The organism is Microbacterium sp. GW821-FHT01D02 (assembly GCF_059422585.1).
Genome location: NZ_JBWKXB010000002.1, coordinates 758480 through 777247, shown reverse-complemented (window position 1 = coordinate 777247; position 18768 = coordinate 758480). Strand labels below are relative to the sequence as shown.

Annotated in this window: 19 protein-coding genes; 10 read left to right on the top strand and 9 right to left on the bottom strand. The window is 70.0% G+C overall.

The features are described 5' to 3' along the window. Window positions 1-41: 41 nt before the first annotated feature. Window positions 42-227: a DUF3073 domain-containing protein gene (locus AC07VM_RS12500; RefSeq protein ID WP_029259537.1), complete on the bottom strand. Its 186-nt coding sequence runs from the start codon at window positions 225-227 to the stop codon at window positions 42-44. 148 nt (window positions 228-375) lie between these two features. Between AC07VM_RS12500 and AC07VM_RS12495 the strand changes: the two genes are divergently transcribed. Further along, a complete protein-coding gene (locus AC07VM_RS12495; RefSeq protein ID WP_267417084.1) occupies window positions 376-918 on the top strand; it encodes a universal stress protein in 543 nt (180 codons plus the stop codon). A gap of 233 nt (window positions 919-1151) precedes the next feature. Here AC07VM_RS12495 and AC07VM_RS12490 read toward each other — a convergent pair whose 3' ends face one another. The 3 genes from AC07VM_RS12490 to AC07VM_RS12480 form a co-directional block, all read right to left on the bottom strand. After that, window positions 1152-1778: a PadR family transcriptional regulator gene (locus AC07VM_RS12490; RefSeq protein WP_494911484.1), complete on the bottom strand. Its 627-nt coding sequence runs from the start codon at window positions 1776-1778 to the stop codon at window positions 1152-1154. Beyond that, the gene (locus AC07VM_RS12485) at window positions 1775-2614 is read right to left on the bottom strand and encodes a DUF4097 family beta strand repeat-containing protein (protein WP_494911482.1); all 840 of its coding nucleotides are present in this window, start codon (window positions 2612-2614) and stop codon (window positions 1775-1777) included. Before AC07VM_RS12485 ends, AC07VM_RS12490 begins: the two co-directional genes overlap by 4 nt. Window positions 2615-2765: 151 nt before the next feature. Next, window positions 2766-3350 carry a hypothetical protein gene (locus tag AC07VM_RS12480; RefSeq protein WP_494911480.1) on the bottom strand — a complete coding sequence of 195 codons (585 nt, stop codon included), beginning with the start codon at window positions 3348-3350 and terminating at the stop codon, window positions 2766-2768. A gap of 165 nt (window positions 3351-3515) precedes the next feature. Between AC07VM_RS12480 and AC07VM_RS12475 the strand changes: the two genes are divergently transcribed. From AC07VM_RS12475 to AC07VM_RS12465, 3 genes are all read left to right on the top strand, one after another. After that, entirely contained in the window at window positions 3516-4295 is a 780-nt protein-coding gene (locus AC07VM_RS12475) for a MerR family transcriptional regulator (RefSeq protein WP_494911479.1), read from the top strand. A 124-nt stretch (window positions 4296-4419) separates the two neighbouring features. Then, window positions 4420-4794, top strand: a complete 375-nt coding sequence (locus AC07VM_RS12470) for a hypothetical protein (RefSeq protein WP_494911478.1) — start codon at window positions 4420-4422, stop codon at window positions 4792-4794. 4 nt (window positions 4795-4798) lie between these two features. Further along, window positions 4799-5602 (top strand): nitroreductase family protein, encoded by an 804-nt coding sequence (locus AC07VM_RS12465; RefSeq protein ID WP_494911477.1) that lies wholly within the window; start codon window positions 4799-4801, stop codon window positions 5600-5602. On the opposite strand, the gene AC07VM_RS12460 is transcribed toward AC07VM_RS12465, so the two are convergent. After that, the gene (locus AC07VM_RS12460; protein ID WP_494911476.1) at window positions 5599-7131 is read right to left on the bottom strand and encodes an FAD-dependent oxidoreductase; all 1533 of its coding nucleotides are present in this window, start codon (window positions 7129-7131) and stop codon (window positions 5599-5601) included. The two genes, AC07VM_RS12465 and AC07VM_RS12460, sit on opposite strands and share 4 nt — an antisense overlap. Before the next feature lie 86 nt (window positions 7132-7217). Here AC07VM_RS12460 and AC07VM_RS12455 point away from each other — a divergent pair, with 86 nt between their 5' ends. From AC07VM_RS12455 to AC07VM_RS12440, 4 genes are all read left to right on the top strand, one after another. Beyond that, window positions 7218-7592 carry a fluoride efflux transporter FluC gene (locus AC07VM_RS12455; RefSeq protein ID WP_494911475.1) on the top strand — a complete coding sequence of 125 codons (375 nt, stop codon included), beginning with the start codon at window positions 7218-7220 and terminating at the stop codon, window positions 7590-7592. Then, window positions 7589-7948, top strand: a complete 360-nt coding sequence (locus AC07VM_RS12450) for a fluoride efflux transporter FluC (RefSeq protein ID WP_267417095.1) — start codon at window positions 7589-7591, stop codon at window positions 7946-7948. Before AC07VM_RS12455 ends, AC07VM_RS12450 begins: the two co-directional genes overlap by 4 nt. Window positions 7949-8071: 123 nt before the next feature. Continuing rightward, window positions 8072-8605 (top strand): TetR/AcrR family transcriptional regulator, encoded by a 534-nt coding sequence (locus AC07VM_RS12445; RefSeq protein ID WP_494911474.1) that lies wholly within the window; start codon window positions 8072-8074, stop codon window positions 8603-8605. Between the two features lie 16 nt (window positions 8606-8621). After that, a complete protein-coding gene (locus AC07VM_RS12440) occupies window positions 8622-11834 on the top strand; it encodes an efflux RND transporter permease subunit (RefSeq protein ID WP_494911473.1) in 3213 nt (1070 codons plus the stop codon). A gap of 112 nt (window positions 11835-11946) precedes the next feature. Here the strand turns inward: AC07VM_RS12440 and AC07VM_RS12435 are convergent, their stop codons facing one another. Beyond that, a complete protein-coding gene (locus tag AC07VM_RS12435) occupies window positions 11947-12852 on the bottom strand; it encodes an aldose 1-epimerase family protein (RefSeq protein WP_494911472.1) in 906 nt (301 codons plus the stop codon). Window positions 12853-13134: 282 nt separating this feature from the next. Here AC07VM_RS12435 and AC07VM_RS12430 point away from each other — a divergent pair, with 282 nt between their 5' ends. Next, window positions 13135-15387 (top strand): DEAD/DEAH box helicase, encoded by a 2253-nt coding sequence (locus AC07VM_RS12430; RefSeq protein WP_494911471.1) that lies wholly within the window; start codon window positions 13135-13137, stop codon window positions 15385-15387. A 411-nt stretch (window positions 15388-15798) separates the two neighbouring features. On the opposite strand, the gene AC07VM_RS12425 is transcribed toward AC07VM_RS12430, so the two are convergent. Both AC07VM_RS12425 and AC07VM_RS12420 read right to left on the bottom strand, forming a co-directional pair. Further along, window positions 15799-16338: a YaeQ family protein gene (locus tag AC07VM_RS12425; RefSeq protein ID WP_494911469.1), complete on the bottom strand. Its 540-nt coding sequence runs from the start codon at window positions 16336-16338 to the stop codon at window positions 15799-15801. A gap of 56 nt (window positions 16339-16394) precedes the next feature. Then, a complete protein-coding gene (locus AC07VM_RS12420; protein ID WP_494911468.1) occupies window positions 16395-17444 on the bottom strand; it encodes an Rv2578c family radical SAM protein in 1050 nt (349 codons plus the stop codon). Between the two features lie 74 nt (window positions 17445-17518). On the opposite strand from AC07VM_RS12420, the gene AC07VM_RS12415 reads away from it, so the two are divergent. Then, complete coding sequence (locus tag AC07VM_RS12415) at window positions 17519-18448, top strand: M15 family metallopeptidase (RefSeq protein WP_494911466.1); 930 nt, start codon at window positions 17519-17521, stop codon at window positions 18446-18448. Window positions 18449-18470: 22 nt separating this feature from the next. On the opposite strand, the gene AC07VM_RS12410 is transcribed toward AC07VM_RS12415, so the two are convergent. After that, window positions 18471-18701 (bottom strand): hypothetical protein, encoded by a 231-nt coding sequence (locus tag AC07VM_RS12410; RefSeq protein WP_494911465.1) that lies wholly within the window; start codon window positions 18699-18701, stop codon window positions 18471-18473. Window positions 18702-18768: the final 67 nt, after the last annotated feature.

Here is an 18768-nt window from a genome sequence, read left to right as displayed (position 1 = left end):
ACACCCGCACGTCGTGCGGGTGTGACGAACCGATCAGGCGGTCAGGCCTTTTCTAGTTCGTCCTCGTCTTCGTCGGCATAGTCATCGGCCCACTTGTCGACGTATGCGTCTTCGTCGGTCGGGTGACCTAGCTCGCGCTCGAGAGCGGAGTAGTTCACCGACGGACTGTACGCCTTGAGTTCGCGGGCGATCTTGGTGTGTTTCGCCTTCTGACGGCCACGGCCCATGCGCGAGACCCCCTCACGAGTTAAGCTGCGGGCGGTGAGGCCCGAGGCATTTCACGACACCGGCCTGAAGCCGGTAAGAGTAGCATTCAGAATAGCACGCGGGTAAGACCCTCTGGCTGAGGCCAGGCTGGTGAAGGGAACGATCTTCATGACCGACAGCACCTCCACTCCGTCCGATGAAGCCGCACAGAACGCGGCGCTGCAGAAGGCCGTCATCGTCGGCATGCAGTTGGACCAGGATCGACACGTGATCGACGAGGCCGTCCGCTACGCGCGACTGCTCGGCGCGCCGCTCGTGGTCGCCCATGTCGACGTCACGCGATTCGTGACCTACGAGGATCCGGACGGCTACGTGCACTCCGCTCCGATCGACATCAACTTCGATGCCGGCGCGGCGGAGTTCGAGGCCGTCGAGGCGGCGGCCGCAAAGCTGCTCGAGGGGACCGACGTCACGTGGACCGCTCGCCAGCTCGTCGGCGACCCCGCCCTGGCGATCAAGCAGCTCGCCACCAAGCTCGACGCGCAGCTGATCGTCGTCGGCACGCGCAAGCGCGGTATCGGCGAATCGATCAGGGAGTTCTTCACCGGCTCGGTGGCGGCGCGGTTGGCGCACCGTCAGCATCGCTCGGTCCTCGTGGTCCCGCTCGGCGAGTCCGTGCCGGACGAGCAGAAGGAGATCTGGCCGGAGTAGCGGCAACCGCTCTCAGGCACGAGAAGAGGCCCCGTCGACTGTTCGCCGACGGGGCCTCTTCTCGTGCGCTCACCGCATCTGGATGATGATGCCGTGTCTCCGCGCGGCGGGTGCGGGGAGCGGAGTGGCCGGTCCCGCGCCCCTGTCCTGTGCCGCCGATGGGCTGACGTGCGCGGAACCGGATGGGGCTTCGCCCTCCCGCCGCGGAGGTGCCGCGGCGGGAGTCGGGGTGGTCATGACCCGGCGTTGCTCAGGGCGACCGTCACTCCGCGAGCCGCGGTGTCGAGCGCCGTCTCGAGTTCGGTGACCACGGACGGCGACAGCGTGCCGCCCTTCGCGAGGTGGGTGCGCAGGTCGGTGCGCACGCGGGCACGGAATGCGTTGATGACGGCATCCGCCCGGTGCATCTCCTCGCGGCTGACGAGGCGCGAGTCGTCGGTCGCCGAGCGCGGCCGGTTCTTCGCCGCCGTGCGCTCGCCCTTCTCGGCCGCGGCGAGATCGGCCCGCAGACTCTTCATCGCGTCCTGGACGCTCTGTCGGACCTCGCTCGCGATCAGTCGCACGGAATCCGTGAGCCCCGCCTCGATGCCGGCGAGGTCGCCCTCACGCGATGCGAGTTCGGCGCGTCCGGCCTCGGTGATCGCGTAGATCGTGGTGCGGCCGTCGACGGTCTTGCTGACCAGGCCCTCCTCCTCGAGCTTCGCGAGCCGCGGGTAGATGGTGCCGGCGCTCGGGGTGTAGGTGCCGCCCGTGCGATCGGTCAGGGACTGGATGATCCCGTAGCCGTGCTGCGGCGCCTCGGCGAGCAGGGACAGCAGGTAGAGGCGGAGGTCGCCGTGGGAGAAGACTGCCGGGCTCATGCTTCCCACTCCGCGTCTTCGGTGATCGATGCCGGCGTGCGGCGGAGAACCGTGACCCCACCCGAGACGGAGTTGGCGCGCAGGTCGACGAACCGACCCGCGAGCTCGCCGGTCGTGCCGGTGTAGTTGCTGGGACCAGACGTGCTGCGCTCGACACCGTCGATGAGCAGACGTCCGCTCAGCGACCGGATGACGTAGTTCGCCGCGAGGGACTCGTCGAGGCGCACCGTGGTGCCGCCCGAGACCGAGTTGATGTTGATCGTGTTCACGTCGCCCGCGGCGTCCACCAGGGTGGAGCCGGAGACGATGTCGACGGTCGCTCGGCGCACCGCGCCCGTGACGGCCACGTCGCCCGAGACGCTGTTCGCGCTGATCGAGCCGGTGAGGCCGCGCACCTGCACGTCGCCCGAGACGGAGTTGACCGTGAGGTCGCCGATCAGCGTGTCGACGATGATGTCGCCGGACACGGTGTTGAGGCGGGCGTCGTTGCGGAGGCCCGAGACCAGCGCGCCGGCGCTGACGACGCCGAGGTTCAGAGCGATCGAGCGGGGGACCGCGACGCTCACCTCGGCACGGGGGCCGCCGGAGCCGAAGTTGCGGAACACCTCGAGGAAGTTGTCCCAGCCCAGCTGCGGGTGGTCGATCTCGACCTCGCCGTCGCGGGACTCGATGCGGAGGTCCTTGGTGGTGACGCCGTGCACCTCGATGCGGATGCCCGGTTCGTCGTGGGCGATGATGTCCACCTGTCCGCCGACCAGGCCCACCTTGAGGCGGCTGACGGACTCGATGTCGATGACGCGTTCCTCGCCCGGGGCGATGAGCCACTTCTCGGTCATGTGTGCTTCTCCTGTGTCGATGGTCACGATATATCGTGTGTCGCAAGCGTAACACGATATATCTCGATGTTGTCAAGAGGTGCGGTCGAGATACGCGAAGAGGCGCCCCGGCTGTAGGCGGGACGCCTCTTCTCGTATCTCGGACTCCGATTCAGATCGGGACCACCGGCGAGTACTCCGCGGCCACGGTGACCGTGTTGTTCCCGGTGTCCGGGTCGGGCGAACCCGCCGGTGCCACGAGCGTGACCGTGTAGGGCTGTGCGTCTGTGACCCACACGCCGTTGTTGATCGTGGCGAACGTGATGAGAAGGGGTTCCGTCGTGCCGTTCGCGGGGATCCCGAGCGGGAGGGTGAACGTCGCCGTCGCCACGTTTCCGTCGATGGTCACCGGGGTGCGGGGAGCGTTGATTCCGTCCATGGTCGCGCTCGGGTCGCCGAGCAGGCGGGAGTCGAACGTCACGATCAGGGTCGCCCCCGCGGGTGTGCGCTCGGTGCCGATGGTGGTCACGTCGAATCCCGGCGGGATCGTCAGGACGTAGGCCTCCGTCGCGCCGGGGTCATTGGCGCCGATGGTGGTCCCGCCGGTCCGGGCGGTGAGCAGCAGGTCGCCCGTCGTGCTGGCGGCCGCGAGTGGCGTGGCGGCGGCGACCGCGACGACCGGCAGGGACCACGCGGTGGCCTTCAGCACGGTGCGGCGGCTCGGCCCGTTCGAGGATGGGCGGACTGTGTCGGACATGTTTTCGCTCCTCCGGTGGGGGTGCCCCGATTCCCCCCGGGGCGTGTGTCTACAGGCTAGACGAGCGATGACGGATGCGCAGGAAAATCCGCGCGCTTGACCTTGACGCGACGTCAACTTCTAGAGTCGACAACACGACAGCACGACAACAGAGAGGAGGACGCGGTGGCGAATCGTGACTGGTCCATCCAGGAGATCGCGCGCCTCGCGGGCACGACGAGCCGGACGCTGCGTCACTACGACGACATCGGACTGCTGCCGCCCTCGCGCATCGCGCACAACGGGTACCGCCACTACGACGAGGCCGCACTCGTACGGCTGCAGCGGATCCTCCTCCTGCGGGAGCTCGGACTCGGACTGCCGCAGATCGCGGAGGTCCTCGACCGGGAGCGCGGTGAGGCATCCGCCCTCGAGACCCACCTCGCGCTGCTGCGCGAGGAGCAGACCAGGCTGGCGCGGCAGATCGCGTCGGTCGAATCGACCATCACCGCATTGAGAGGAGGTGAGAATCTCATGGCAGAGAACATGTTCGACGGCTTCGACCACACCCGGTACAGGGAGGAGGTCGAGGACCGTTGGGGCAAGAAGGCCTACGCCGACAGCGACCGCTGGTGGCGGGGGATGACGGATGCGGAGCGCGCCGATTGGCAGCAGCGCGTGTCCGACCTCGGACGCGACTGGATCGCTGCGGCGGAGAGCGGCATCGACCCGGCATCCGCCGCGGCTCAGGATGTCGCGCGACGCCACGTCGAGTGGCTGACCGGCATCCCGGGCACACCGGCGGCCGTCCCCGGTGGCGACGTCAAGGCGTACGTGATCGGGCTCGGTGAGATGTACGTCGCGGATCCGCGCTTCGGCGCGAACTACGCGACGTCGTCCGGCGGCACCCACGGCGCGGAGTTCGTCCGCGACGCGCTCCGCGTGTATGCGGAGGGGAACCTGTAGTCGCGGGGGCGTTTCGTCTCGTCGCTGCGCTCCTCGCTCAACGACCGGGCAGCTCTCGGTCGTTGAGCGAGCGGAGCGAGACGAAACGCGCCTCCGGTCGCACGCGCGGGCGTAGTGTCGTGCCATGGCCCACCGTCGGGAGCGCAGGAACGCCGCGCCGCTGTTCGCCGCCGCGGCCACGGCCTACGCCGTGAACTGTGGGCTCGGCACCGCCGTCGCCGCGCGCCTGATCGACACGAGCTCCTTCCGGTGGTTGCATCACGCGCTGTACATCGCGACGTGTGCGACCACCGCCGCCGCTGTCATCGGGGGCTGGACGCGCGGCGCAGGAACCTCCGGCCGCCGTGCCGCGCTCGCCCTGCTGCCGGCCGCCGCGCCCCTCGCCGCGATTCCGTACCTCGGCAGCCACGGCCGCCGGCATCCGCTCACGGCGCTCGCCGCCGCCCCCTTCATCGTCGCGGGGGCCATCCTCGCACGCCGTCCCGCCGACCGGAAGTGACCGCATGGAACTGCTCGATGCCATCCGCCGCCGCAAGACCACGAACGGGCCGTTCCTGCCCGACCCGGTGTCGGAGGAGCACCAGCGCATCCTCCTCGAGGCCGCGGGCCGCGCACCCTCGCAGCTGAACAGTCAGCCCTGGCGGTTCGTCGTGATCGAGAGTCGCGACACCATCGAGACGATCGCGCGCATCTCCGGCGAGAGCATGACCGAGGCGATGTCGAACGGCACGTTCTTCGAGCGGTACAAGCCCTACTTCCGTTTCAGTCAGGCCGAGATGGACGAGAAGCGCAGCGGGATGCTGTTCGACAAGCTGCCCGCAGCCCTCCGGCCGTTCACGAGCCAGGTGTTCACCAAGCGCGGCCAGACGCTGATGAACACGTTCGGGGTGCCGAAGACCCTCGGTGCCGAGAACCGGAAGCTCGTCGCCGGGTCACCGCTGCTGCTCGGCGTCATGCTCGACCGCAGCGAGTACCGACCCGGGCAGCTCTCGTCGTTCTACTCGGTGTTCAGTATGGGTGCGGCGATGGAGAACGTCTGGCTGACGACCGTCGAGCTCGGCATGGGCATCCAGTTCATCTCGTTCCCGATGGAGGTGCCGGGGCGCTGGGACGAGATCGTGCAGCTCCTGCGGGTGCCGGACGACCTCGAGCTCATGGCCGTGTACCGCCTGGGCTACCTGCCGCCCGAGCAGCGCCGCCCGGCGATCGACTGGTCGAGCAGTCAGCGCCGTCTCGCCTCGCAGTACGTCTTCCGCGAGAACGGCGACACCCCTCAGCAGGGGTGGGACGCCCCGCTCGGCGGCTAGTCCGGGCGCCCGTCGCGGGGCAGCGGGCGGAGATCGCGCAGTGCCGGGCCCTCCAGGCGCGTGCCGTCGGGGGCGAAGCGCGACGCGTGCAGCGGGCAGTCCCACGTGCACTCGGCGTCGTTCCAATCCAGCACGCCGCCGAGGTGCGTGCACACCGCGCTGACCGCACGGGTGACACCGTCGACGGTCGAGACGCCGACCGGGCGGCCGGCACGGTTGGCCACCACGCCGGCGCCCTCCTCGGGACGGGGAACCGGGACCGCCCGGGACTCCGCCTCGGTCCACCCCGAAGCGAGCGCCGCGGCGACCTTGCCCCCTTCCACGGCGCCGCGGCCGAGGTCGGCGGGCACGGTCAGGCGCGTGCCGATCGTCGTCATCCATCTGGGGCGTTCACGTCGCGGCGTGCTGAGGATCTCGGCGGTCAGGCGCAGGGCGGCCGCCGGGGCGTTGGAGAGCCCCCACTTGGCGTAGCCGGTGGCGAAGCGGATGCGGCCGAGACCCCGCGGCATCGCCCCGACGAACGGGATGAGGTTGTGCGACTCATAGTCCTGCGCCGACCAGCGGTGCGTCTCCTCGGCGTCGGGGAACCAGCGTCTGGTCCAGGAGACGAGGTCGTCGACCGCGGCCGCCTCGCTCTCCGAGCGTCCGACCGGATGGCCGTTGCCCCCGACGATGAGCTGCGCGGTGCCGCCGGGGCCATCCGCCTCCGACACCGGACGGATCGACCTCGTCGGTCCGTCGACGGAGAGGAAGGTGCCTTCGATCGCGTCGCCGGGCACCCGGAACGAGACGCAGTACGAGCGCTGCCCGTGGGTCTTCGTGAAGTAGAGGCCGCGGTCGGTGATCGGCGTTCCGGTGGCCAGCACGATGTGCGGGGCGAACAGCGGGCCGTCCGCGGTCTCCACACGCGCCTCGGGGAGCGCGTGCACCCCCGTGACGCGGATTCCGGTGTGCAGCGTTCCGCCCGACGTCAGCAGCTCGCCGGCCAGGGCCCGCGTGACGCGCACCGGGTCGATCGCGACCTGGTCGTCGAGCACCACCGCGCCGGCGTTCGGGAACGGCGACTCCTCGACCTCTCTCGATGAGAGGATGCGCGTCGGCAGCCCCGCCTCCCGTGCCGCGTCGTGCTGCGCCCGCACGGCGTCGAGTCCGTCGGCGGTCTGCGCGTAGGAGTGGTCGGCATGCCGCGTGTAGGGCACGCCCGCCGTGTCGGCGAACCCCGTCAGCCAGTCCATGCCCTCGCGGTTCGCGTCGACGTACGCCCGCACGAGCGAGGCGGGGTGGTGTCGGCGGATCACGGCGAGACGCTGCCCCTGCAGGAGTGACAGCTTGCCGGTGTTGCCGCCCGTCGCGAGCTCGGCGACCTCCCCCGCATCGATCACCGCGACGTCGAGGCCCGCGCGGGTGAGCATGACCGCCGTGCTCAGGCCGGTGATGCCGGCCCCGACGACGATGACGTCATGCCGGGCACCGGGCTCGAAGGGCGCGCCGACCGGCTCGTCCTGGGGGATCTTCCACAGGGGTCTCATGACGGCAGTCAACGCCCCGCTCGATCGCGCGCCCACCGCCTTGACATTCGCGTGCCGCGCTGGCACGGACGGATACAGTGGCAGGCGTGAAGCTGCGCCGCGTCCTCCTCGTCGCCCTCGGCGGCACGATCGGCACGGCGGCACGGCTCGGACTGGGGCTCCTGCTGCCCGACGCGGGCGGCATCCCGGTCGCGGTGCTCGTCGCGAACATCGTCGGCGCTCTGCTGATCGGCATCCTCGCCGCGCGTCTGCCCGCATCGACCGACCTCCGACTGCTGCTCGGCACCGGCGTGCTCGGAGGTTTCACCACCTACAGCGCCTTCATGACCGGGACCGTCGCGCTCTGGACGGACGCCCCGCTGCTCGCCGTCGCCTATGCGGTGGGCAGCCTGGTGCTCGGTCTCGCCGCCGCGGCGCTGGGTCTTCGTCTCGGTCGGCCGCGCGCCGGAGCGGCCGCGTGAACCCGCTCCTGTTCCTCGGCGCGGCGCTCGCCGGGGGAGTGGGCGCCGTCCTGCGGTACCTCGTGGACCTCGGAGTGGCGCGCCTGGCCGGACGCCGCTTCCCCTGGGGCATCCTGCTCGTGAACCTCACCGGCTCGTTCGCCCTCGGCGTCGTCACCACCGCGCTGCCGGATGAGGCGTTCCTCCTGGGCGCGGGACTCCTCGGCGGGTACACGACGTTCAGCACCGCCATGCTCGACACGGTCGCCCTGTGGCGTGACGGCGAGCGTCCCGCGGCAGCGTTCAACGCGATCGGGATGCTGCTGCTCGGGCTGCTGGCGGCGGTCCTCGGGCTCGCGCTGGGCGCCGCGCTCTGAGCCGCTCCCAGCGTCCTCACAATCCGGAAATGTACAAACGTACATGTACAGATGTCCCGGGGGTGCTCGATGGTGGATGGATCGCGTCGACGACGTGACCCTGAGGCGCGCCGTCGGGAGATCGTGACCGCCGCCGCCGAGCTCATCGTCGAAGTGGGCGCCGAGGCCGTCACCCACCGCATGGTCGCCGCTCGCGCGGGAGTCCCTCTCGGCGCGACCACCCAGTACTTCGACACGCTCGACGACCTCCGCACCGCGGCTTTCCGAGCGCTCGCGGAGGAGGTCGACACGCGCCTCGACGGCGTCCGTCAGATCATCACCGAACGCGGTGACACCCCCGACGTGATCGCCGCCCTCGTGTTCGAGAGCCTGCACGACGCGCATGCGGTCCAGGCCGACCGCGCCGTGGTCACCGCAGCCGTGCACGACCCGCGTCTGCGCGAGCTCGCCCGCCACCTGTCGGATCGTCTCGTCGAACTGCTCGAGCCGACCTATGGCGAAGACCGTGCCCGAGCGGCGATGATCTTCATCGACGGCGTCATGTGGAACGTGCACATCCGCGACGACCGTCTTGCACGGTCCTTCATCGAGTCCGCACTGGCGCGGATCCTCGGAGACTCCGTCTCCACTCCCTCCGCAGCGACAGCCACACCCTGACACCGAGGAAACCGCCTTGTCGAAACTCGCCATCCTGAGCCTGAAGAACCGTGCGCTCATCGCCCTGATCACCATCGTCGCGGCGGTGTTCGGCGGGCTCGCGCTCACGAACCTCAAGCAGGAGCTCATCCCCTCGCTCGAGCTGCCCGCCCTCGTCGTCATGACGACCTACCCCGGCGCATCGCCCGAGGTGGTCGAGAACGACGTGTCGACACCCGTCGAGGCGGCGATCCAGGGCGTGCCCGGGCTCGAGTCGACCACCGCGACCAGCACCACCAACGCGTCGATCGTGCAGGCGATGTTCGCCTACGGCACCAACCTCGCCACCGCCGAGCAGAAGATCCAGCAGGCGATCAACCGCATCTCCTCCCAGCTGCCCGAGGATGTGAGTCCGCAGGTGCTCTCGGTGTCGATCGACGACTTCCCGGTGATCCAGGTCGCGGTGACCGGATTCGAGGACGCCGACAACGCGCAGGCCGAGCTGGAGTCCGTCGCGATTCCCGAGCTCGAAGACGTCGACGGCGTCAACGCCGCAGAGATCGTCGGCGGCGTGGGCCAGCGCATCAGCATCACGCCCGACACCGCGAAGCTCGCGGCGGCAGGGCAGAGCTCGCAGGCGATCAGCACGGCCCTGCAGCAGAACGGCACCCTGTTCCCCGGTGGCGACATCACCGCGGACGGCCAGACGCTCACGGTGCAGACCGGTGCGAAGATCACCTCGGTCAAGGAGATCGCGGCGCTCCCGCTGGTCGGAACCGACGTCACCATCGGCGATGTCGCCACGGTCGTGCAGGAGTCCGATCCCGTCACGTCGATCTCCCGGGTCGACGGCAAGGACGCGCTCTCGATCTCGATCACGAAGCTCCCTGCCGCGAACACGGTCGAGGTGTCGAACGGCGTCATCGCCGCGCTCGACGAGATCGGCAAGGCGTTCCCCGACGCCGAGTTCACGGTGATCTTCGACCAGGCGCCGTTCATCGTGCAGTCGATCGAGACGCTCGCGACCGAGGGCCTGCTCGGCCTGGTGTTCGCGGTGATCATCATCCTGATCTTCCTGATGTCGATCCGATCGACCCTCGTCACGGCGATCTCGATCCCGACCAGCGTGCTCATCACGTTCATCGGGTTGCAGGCGTTCGGATACTCCCTCAACGTGCTCACACTCGGCGCGCTCACGATCGCGATCGGTCGAGTCGTCGACGACTCGATCGTCGTGATCGAGAACATCAAGCGTCACTACGTCGGCGATGCCGACAAGGGCGATGCGATCCGCCTCGCCGTGCGCGAGGTCGCCATGGCCATCACGGCATCCACGATCACGACGGTCGCGGTGTTCCTGCCGATCGTCTTCGTCGGCGACATGGTCGGTGAACTGTTCCGGCCGTTCGCCATGACCGTGACCATCGCGATGGTCGCCTCGCTCCTGGTCGCCCTCACCATCGTCCCGGTGCTCGCCTACTGGTTCCTCAAGCCGGGCAAGGAGCTCGTCGACGAGCACGGCAACGTCATCGACCCGGAGCACCCGGATGCGCCGCCGACGCAGCTGCAGCGCGTCTACCGGCCGATCCTCGGATGGACGCTGAAGCACTCCGGCCTCACCGTGATCCTCGCCGTCGTCGTGCTCGGCGCCACGCTGGCCGCTGCCCCGCTCATGAAGATCAACTTCCTCAGCGACTCCGGTCAGAACACCATGACCGTCACGCAGGACCTCGGTCCCACCGCGAGCCTCCAGGCGAAGTCGGATGCCGCGGTCTCCGTGGAGGACGCGCTGCTGGACATCGACGGCATCGAGCACGTGCAGGCCTCGATCGGATCGAGCGGCTCCGCGCTGCGCGATGCGTTCTCGGGCGGTGCCGGTATCACCTACTCCGTTCTCACGGACGGCGACGCCGACCAGGAGAAGCTCCGTGCCGACGTGCAGGACGCGATCGACGGCCTCGGCGACGACGTGGGCGAGGTGTCGGTCGCGGCCTCCGCGGGCTTCGGCTCCAGCGACATCGAGATCACGGTCACGGCCTCGAACGCCGACGACCTGCAGACCGCGACGAGCAGCCTCGTCAAGGAGCTGGACGGTCGTGCGGGCGTCGGTCAGGTCACGGACAACCTCGCCGCCGCGCTGCCGTACATCGCCGTCGTGGTCGACCGTGAGGCGGCCGCGCAGCGCGGTCTCTCCGAGGTCGCGGTCGGCTCGATCGTCTCGAACACCATGCGCCCGCAGCAGGCCGGATCCGTCGAGATCGACGACACCGCGCTGACCGTCTACATCGTGTCGCCGAACCCGCCGACCACGGTCGACGCGCTGAAGCAGCTCGCGATCCCGACGCCGACCGGCATCGTGCAGCTGCAGGACATCGCGACCGTCGAGCAGCAGAACGGCCCGACCTCGATCACCACCGAGCAGGGTCGCCGCACCTCGACGATCACGGTGCCCCCGGCATCCGACAACCTTGCCACCGCCACGCAGTCGGTGAACGAGGCGCTCGCCGCGGTGGATCTGCCCGACGGTGCGTCCGCCGAGGTCGGCGGCGTCGCGTCGCAGCAGGCGGACTCGTTCTCCCAGCTCGGCCTCGCGATGCTCGCGGCGATCCTGATCGTCTACGTGGTGATGGTGGCGACGTTCAAGTCGCTGCGTCAGCCGCTGCTGCTGCTCGTGTCGGTGCCGTTCGCGGCGACCGGGGCGATCCTCCTGCAGATCGTCACGGGTGTGCCGCTGGGCGTCGCCTCGCTGATCGGTGTGCTGATGCTCATCGGCATCGTGGTGACGAACGCGATCGTGCTCGTCGACCTCGTGAACCAGTATCGGGAGAAGGGTCTGTCGACCATCGAGGCGGTGAAGGCCGGTGGGGAGAAGCGTCTGCGACCGATCCTCATGACCGCGCTGGCGACGATCTTCGCGCTGACCCCGATGGCGCTCGGCATCACCGGGCACGGCGGGTTCATCTCGCAGCCGCTCGCGATCGTCGTGATCGGCGGTCTGATCTCCTCGACCGTGCTGACGCTCATCGTGCTGCCGACGCTCTACAACCTCGTCGAGGGTGCCAAGGAGCGGCGACGTGCCCGCAAGGCGGGTGGCTCGGACGCCGAGGGGGCTCCGAAGCCGGATGCGCCGGTCGGACCGGACGTCTCCGGTGCTGCCGTCGCCTCCGCTCAGCCCGTGCTGGTGGACGCGTCGGGCCTGCCGCACGCCCCGCAGCTGACGCGGCGCGAGATGCGCGAGCGCGGGGAGTAGCCGCACAGGCGGACAGCTCCTGCGCTCGGTCGTCGAGCGAGCGGAGCGAGACGAAACGTGGTGCCCGTGTTCGCGGGGGCGCCACGTTTCGTCTCGTCGCTGCGGTCCTCGCTCAACGAGCGGGGATGAACGTGATGCCCCAGTGCAGGGTCCAGGTCTCGTCGGGGGCGAGGCGGCGGATGCCGAGGCCGCTGTTGAAGGCATCGGCGGGCGCGGTCATCGGCTCGATCGCGACCGCGAGGGGCTGCCCGGGGTACGCGGGCGTGGTGTACACCTGCACGTAGTCGAAGCCCTCGCCCTGCCACAGGGTCACGCGCCGACCGTCGGGCGCGGTGAGCGAGTGGCGCACGCGCCCGTCGGTGTCGCGGGCGAGGTCCGTGAAGCCGGTGTCGAGGGTCACGTCTCCGAGGCGGACCCCGTCGCGCAGCGCCGCCTCGACCGGGCGGGTGCCGGTCGGCAGCATCCGCTCATCTGTGACGAACGCCGTCTCGGCGGGAACCCGCAGCACGAGGTCGTGCGGATCGACGTCGCCGATCGTCACGAACGGGTGGGTGCCGAGGGCGACGGGGGCCGGAGCGGTCGAACGGTTGGTGAGCTCGTGCGTCACCTCGATGCCGTCGGCGGTGAGCGCGTAGGTCACGCTCGTCTCGATCAGGTACGGGTAGCCGGTCTGCGGCACGATCGTCGCGCGCAGCACCGCCTCCGTGTCGGTGTGCGACACCTCGTATGCCGTGAACCGCAGCAGGCCGTGGCTGGCGTTGTTCAGCTTCGGCTCGGTGATCGCGAGCGTGCGCGAGGTGCCGTCGTCGTCCCAGCGCCCGTCCCGCACCCGGTTCGGCCACGGGGCGAGGATCACGCCGGAGCAGGCCGGAGTCGGCTGGTCGAGGGGGTAGGGCGGCACGAGGTCGACACCGCCGACGCGCAGCGACCGCAGGGATGCGCCGACCTGGGCGATCTGCGCGGTGGCATCGCCGAGCTGGAGGTGGATCTGGGCGCCGGTGGGGGAAGCGGTACTCACCTCGTCATCGTACGGCCACCCCTGCGTCGGCACTCTCTCAGGTGTCTCGGGTAGTATCGGACGGTCGGCTTCGGACACCCGCGCATTGGCGTGGACGTTTTCTGTGTATGAAGTGTGAGTCCAGGGGCCGATGGTGAGCGTCGCTCGACGCTAATCAACCATCACATGAATGGCCCCGGCCGCTGACAGTCCGGAACCCCGCTGGTCGAGTCCGACCACGCGCAGGGTGCTCGCGCGTGCGCGCGGCGCTGTTCTCGTGCGAGAACACAGGAAGAAAACGCAATGCCGAAGAACAAGAAGCCCCGCGGCGGACGCCCCTCCGCGAATTTCGAGCCGCGCTACGGCGCGAAGAAGACCTCCTTCCACGACCGTCACAACGGTGCTCCGGCCCGTGACGGCGCGCGCGACGAGCGCGGTGGACGCGCGGATGCCGGCGACCGCCGCACCGCGTCCGCCGGCGGCTACGACCGTCGTCCCGGTAGCCGCAGCGCCGGCCACCGCGGCTACCGCCCGGCCGAGGCCGAGTCCGGTGCGCCCAAGCAGCGCTGGGGTGCGTCGGAGCGCGCCGGCCGCGACGAGGCCCGGGGCATCCGCAACCGCGCGGAGTCCGGACGTCGCGAGGCCCCGCACCACCGCAACGACGAGCGCTCCGAGCGTCCCCGGTACAACGACCGGCCCAGCGGCGGCGGCCGCTTCGACGACCGTCCCCGCCGGGATGACCGTGGCGGACAGCGCCCGACCGGTCCCGGCACCTACCGCGACGAGCGCGGCGGCGACCGCCCCCGGTACAACAACGATCGCGGCGCCGGCACCCAGCGCCAGGGCTTCCGCGACAACGACCACCGCGACGGTGGACGTCCGGTTCGTGACGATCGGCGTGGTGCCGAGCGTCCCCGGTACAACAGCGACCGTGGCGCCGAGCGCCCTCGGTACAACAGCGACCGTGGCGCCGAGCGTCCCCGGTTCGACCGCGACGAGCGTCCGCGTCGTGACGACCGCGGCGGCGACCGCACCCGGTCGAACGATCGCGGGACCGAGCGCCCCGAGCGCTCCTACGACGCCGACCGCGCACGCCGGGCTTTCGACCGCGACCGCACGCAGCGTTCGTATGAGGGCGGCCGCGACGAGCGTTCGCGTCCGTCGACCGGTGGCGCGTACCGCACCGAGCGTCCGCGCCCGCTGACCTCCGACACCCGCGGGCGTCCGGCGCGCAACGAGCGCCCGAGCCGCAATGACTGGAACGCCACCAGCCGTCCTGAGTCGACCGGTGCGAAGTTCACCCCGGGCGACGACGTCGTGCACGAGCGCCTCGAGGCGAAGTCCGTCGCGGCTGTCGAGGTCGACGGTGTGACCTTCGGCGACCTGGGCCTCGGCTCGAACATCGTCGAGACCCTCGTCGGCATGGGCGCGGCCACGCCGTTCCCGATCCAGGCCGCCAGCATCCCCGCCGTCCTCGCCGGACGTGACGTCCTCGCCCGCGGCCGCACCGGCTCGGGCAAGACCATCGCCTTCGGCGCTCCGCTCGTCGAGCGCGTGCTGCAGTCGCAGGCCGGCAAGCGCCGTGAGTTCGGACGGTCGCCGCGCGCGATCATCCTCGCTCCGACGCGTGAGCTCGCGCTGCAGATCGACCGCACGATCCAGCCGATCGCCCGCAGCGTCGGCCTGTTCACCACGCAGATCTACGGTGGTGTGCCGCAGGGCCGCCAGGTGGGCGCGCTCAAGAAGGGCGTCGACATCGTGATCGGTACGCCCGGTCGCGTCGAGGACCTCATCAACCAGGGCAAGCTCGACCTCTCCGACTGCCGCATCGCGGTGCTCGACGAGGCCGACCACATGTGCGAGCTCGGGTTCGTCGAGCCGGTGCAGCGCATCCTGCGTCACACCGCCGACGGCAGCCAGAAGCTGCTGTTCTCGGCCACGCTCGACCGTGAGGTCGCGGCTCTCGTCGACGAGTTCCTCGTCGACCCGGCCGTCTACGAGGTCGCCGGTGAGGACCAGGAGTCCAGCACGATCGAGCACCGCGTGCTCGTGATCGAGCACCGTGACAAGGCCGACATCCTCACGTCGCTCGTCGACCGTGCCGGCAAGACGCTGGTCTTCGCCCGCACCCGTGCCTACGCCGACATGCTGGCCGAGCAGTTCGACGACGCGGGCATCCCCGCCGTCTCGCTGCACGGTGACCTGAACCAGGCCAAGCGAACGCGCAACCTGGAGCGTCTGACCTCTGGTCGCGTGAACGTGCTCGTCGCCACGGATGTCGCCGCCCGCGGCATCCACGTCGACGACATCGACCTGGTCGTCCAGGCCGACGCTCCCGACGAGTACAAGACGTACCTGCACCGTTCGGGCCGTACCGGCCGCGCCGGTCGCTCGGGTCGTGTCGTCACGCTGATCACGCGTCAGCGTCAGCGTCGCATGACCGAGCTGCTCGACCGCGCCGAGATCGACGCGCCGTTCGAGAACGCGCGCCTCGACGACGACATCATCGAGGAGATCGCCGGTCGCGTGCCGACCGCCGCCGACCTCACGGCCTGATCCTCTCCGACGCAAAGGCCCCGTCCCGCATCCGCGGGGCGGGGCCTTTGCGTCCCCGCCCCGCGCCTCCCCACCTTGCCGGCCTCCACCTTCCGCTCCGGCGTCGCCGAGTGCACGGGATGCTCGCGAGTGCACGGCTTATGCGCGCGAAGAAGTCGTGCGTTCGGCGAGACCCCGTGCACTCGACGACACGGGAGTGAGGGGTCGCGTGACGGGGGCGCGGCCGTGGGCCGAGTGCACGGGACGCCCGCGAGCGGAGCTCCTCCTGCTTCGCCGAGTGCACCGGATGCTCGCGAGTGCACGGGTCATGCGCGCGAAGAAGTCGCGCGTTCGGCGAGAACCCGTGCACTCGACGGGCCGGGAGGGGAAGGAGGGCGCGGAGGGGGACGCGGACGCGAGTGCGAGTGGGGGTCAGGCCAGCTCGTGTGTGTGCACGGCGGAGGTGAGGTTCGTGCCGTTGAGGTCGAGGTAGATCACGCTCTCGGTCACGGTGAGGGTCATGGTGTTGCGGCGTTCGATCAGGGCCGCCGCGGAGTCGATGAACCCGGGGTCGAAGCTGTACACGCGGATGTCCTCGCGGCGATGGATGCGCTTGTCCGTCCACGGCGCCATCACCTTGGCGGGATCGCGGTGGGTGTACACGACCGTGCGCTCGGCGAGCCTGCTGCCGTAGTGGAGCCGCTCGGCGTCGGGCGCTCCGATCTCGACCCACGCGGTGATCAGTCCGGTGAGGTCGCGCACGAGCACCGCCGGCTCCTCGGTCGACGAGATGCTGCCGCCGAATGCGATGCCCTCGGCGAACTCGAGCCCGTACGCCAGCACGCGGGTGAGCATGTAGGCGTCGGTCTCGGACGGATGCCGGGCGACGCGCAGCGAGTAGTCCTCGTAAACGCCGCGATCGGTGTCAGCGAGCTGCACCTCGAAAGTGTGGATGGTGGAACCGATCGCCATGCTCCCGAGCCTACGCGGCCGGGGGAGTCGGTCCGACCGGAGGCTGCCTCGCGGGTTCAGAACAGCATCGGCTGCGGCGCGGGCGTGGCGGTCGCCGTCACGGGCGACGGGGTGAACGCCGGTCGGTCGCGCCGCGGGTAGTCGTCTTCGTGGCGGCCGTCGAGTCCGTGCATGCGGATGAGTGGGCGCGCGCGCTTCGCCAGCCACTGCCGGTACGCCTTCGGCGCTTCGGCGGAGACGCCGGGGTAGAGCCCGCGGTACGAGGAGACGAGGTCGGGCCGGTGCGCTTCGAGCCATTGGAAGAACCACGGTTTGACGCCGGCGCGGAGGTGCAGCGCTCCGTAGATGACACTGCGGGCCCCGGCCTCCTTGATGCGCAGGAGGGCGCTGTCGATCGCCTCGAGCGAGTCGGTCATGTGCGGCATGATCGGCATGAGGAAGACCGTGACGCGGAATCCCGCATCGGACAGCGCGCGCACGGTGTCGAGGCGGGCCTGCGTCGTCGGGGCTCCCGGTTCGATGGTCTTCTGCAGGTCGTCGTCGTACATCGCGATCGACATCTGCACGTCGACGGGGACCCGCTGCGCGGCCTTCACGAGCAGCGGGATGTCGCGGCGGATCAGCGTGCCCTTGGTGAGGATCGACATCGGCGTGCCGGATGCGGCGAGTGTCTGGATGATGCCGGGCATGAGCTTGTACCGACCCTCGGCCCGCTGGTACGGGTCGGTGTTGGTGCCGAGTGCGACGGTCTCGTGCTGCCAGCTCCCCTTCCGCAGCTCCCGCTCCAGCACCTCGACCACGTTCACCTTGACGACGATCTGCGAGTCGAAGTCGGCGCCTCCGTCGAGGTCGAGGTACTCGTGCGTCCCACGGGCGAAGCAGTACACGCACGCATGGCTGCATCCGCGATAGGGGTTGATCGTCCAGGCGAACGGCATCCGCGAGGCGCCGGGCACGTGGTTCAGGGCCGACCGCGACAGCACCTCGTGGAAAGTCATGCCGGCGAACTCGGGCGTGGTGACCGAGCGCAGCACGCTCGACCGGTCTTCGAGTCCGGGCAGCGCGGCGGCATCCGTCTCGCCGAGTTTCTGTCCTTGCCACCGCATGCATCCATTCGAACAGAAGGACGAGCTTAACGCAAGCGACTGTGCGACCTATCTTCGAATGAGAAGATGGACCAATGCCCTTCACGCCGCACGCTCAGCATGCGGCTCCGCGGTCCCCGATCCGCGGGCCCGCACTGCCGATCGGCGTCGCCGTGACCGCGCTCGGGATGCTGCTCTCGATCGCATCCGTCCCGGCGACGTCGCCGGATGTCCCCGCCATGCCGGAGCCGGTCGCGGTCATGCAGGTGCCGACCGTGCAGGTGGGGGCCACGACCGCCGCCGACCCGTGTGCGGAGCCGACCGTGCAGCAGTCCCTCGCGAGCGGCGACGACGCGGCGACGATCGCGGGCTTCGGGGGCGGCGCGCGCTTCCGCGAGGCCGTGGTCGCCGGCAATGCGCCGTGCATCTCGCTCCGGGATCCGGCGCGTCTCTGGGTCGTCGTGAACAAGTCCCTGCCGCTCCGGCCGCCGGAGTTCGAGCCGTCCGATCTCGACTCGGTGCCGCTGCAGATGACGACCCCGTCCGGCCGGGTGCGGGTCGACGTGGCGGCGGCGGTGGGGGCGATGGCCGACGCGGCGGCGGACGCGGGTGTCGGGCGCATCGGTGCGAACAACGGCTACCGGTCCTACGGCTTGCAGGTGACGACGTACGACTCCCATGTGAGATCGCAGGGCCAGGAGGATGCGGATGCCGGGTCGGCGCGCCCCGGTCACAGCGAGCATCAGACCGGTCTCGCTCTCGACGTGGTCGCGTGCGGCGCGGGCTGCGGCGGGCTCGACGGGTTCGGCGGGACCTCGCAGAGCGACTGGGTCGCGGCGCACGCATGGGAGTACGGATTCATCGTGCGGTACGAGCAGGTCGGCACACCGGTCACCGGCTACGCGCCGGAGCCGTGGCATCTCCGCTACGTCGGCGTCGACCTCGCCGCGGCGTATCACGACGGCGGGTTCCACACCCTCGAGGAGTTCTTCGGTCTGCCGGCGGCACCCGACTACGTCCACTGACAGCGGTCGGTCGTCGCGTCCGTCAGTCGGCGGGTCGTCTCTCGGCGGCTCGTTCCGCGGTGGGTCGTTCCGCGGTGGCGGCGCGCTGCGGGACGGGCGACATGACCACGAGGAAGAACGCGGCGATCGGCCCGAAGGCCAGCGTCAGCACGAACCAGGCCAGAGCCGAGCGATTGCGCGTGCGGGCATATCCGCCCGCGAGGAGGGCGACGGTCGTCCACATCGCCGAGATGTACGGCCACACTTCCTGCATACGCGGAGCCTACCTGCGGCCGGTCGCGCACGCATCGGAGGAAACGTGGAACGGCTGTTCTGCGGCA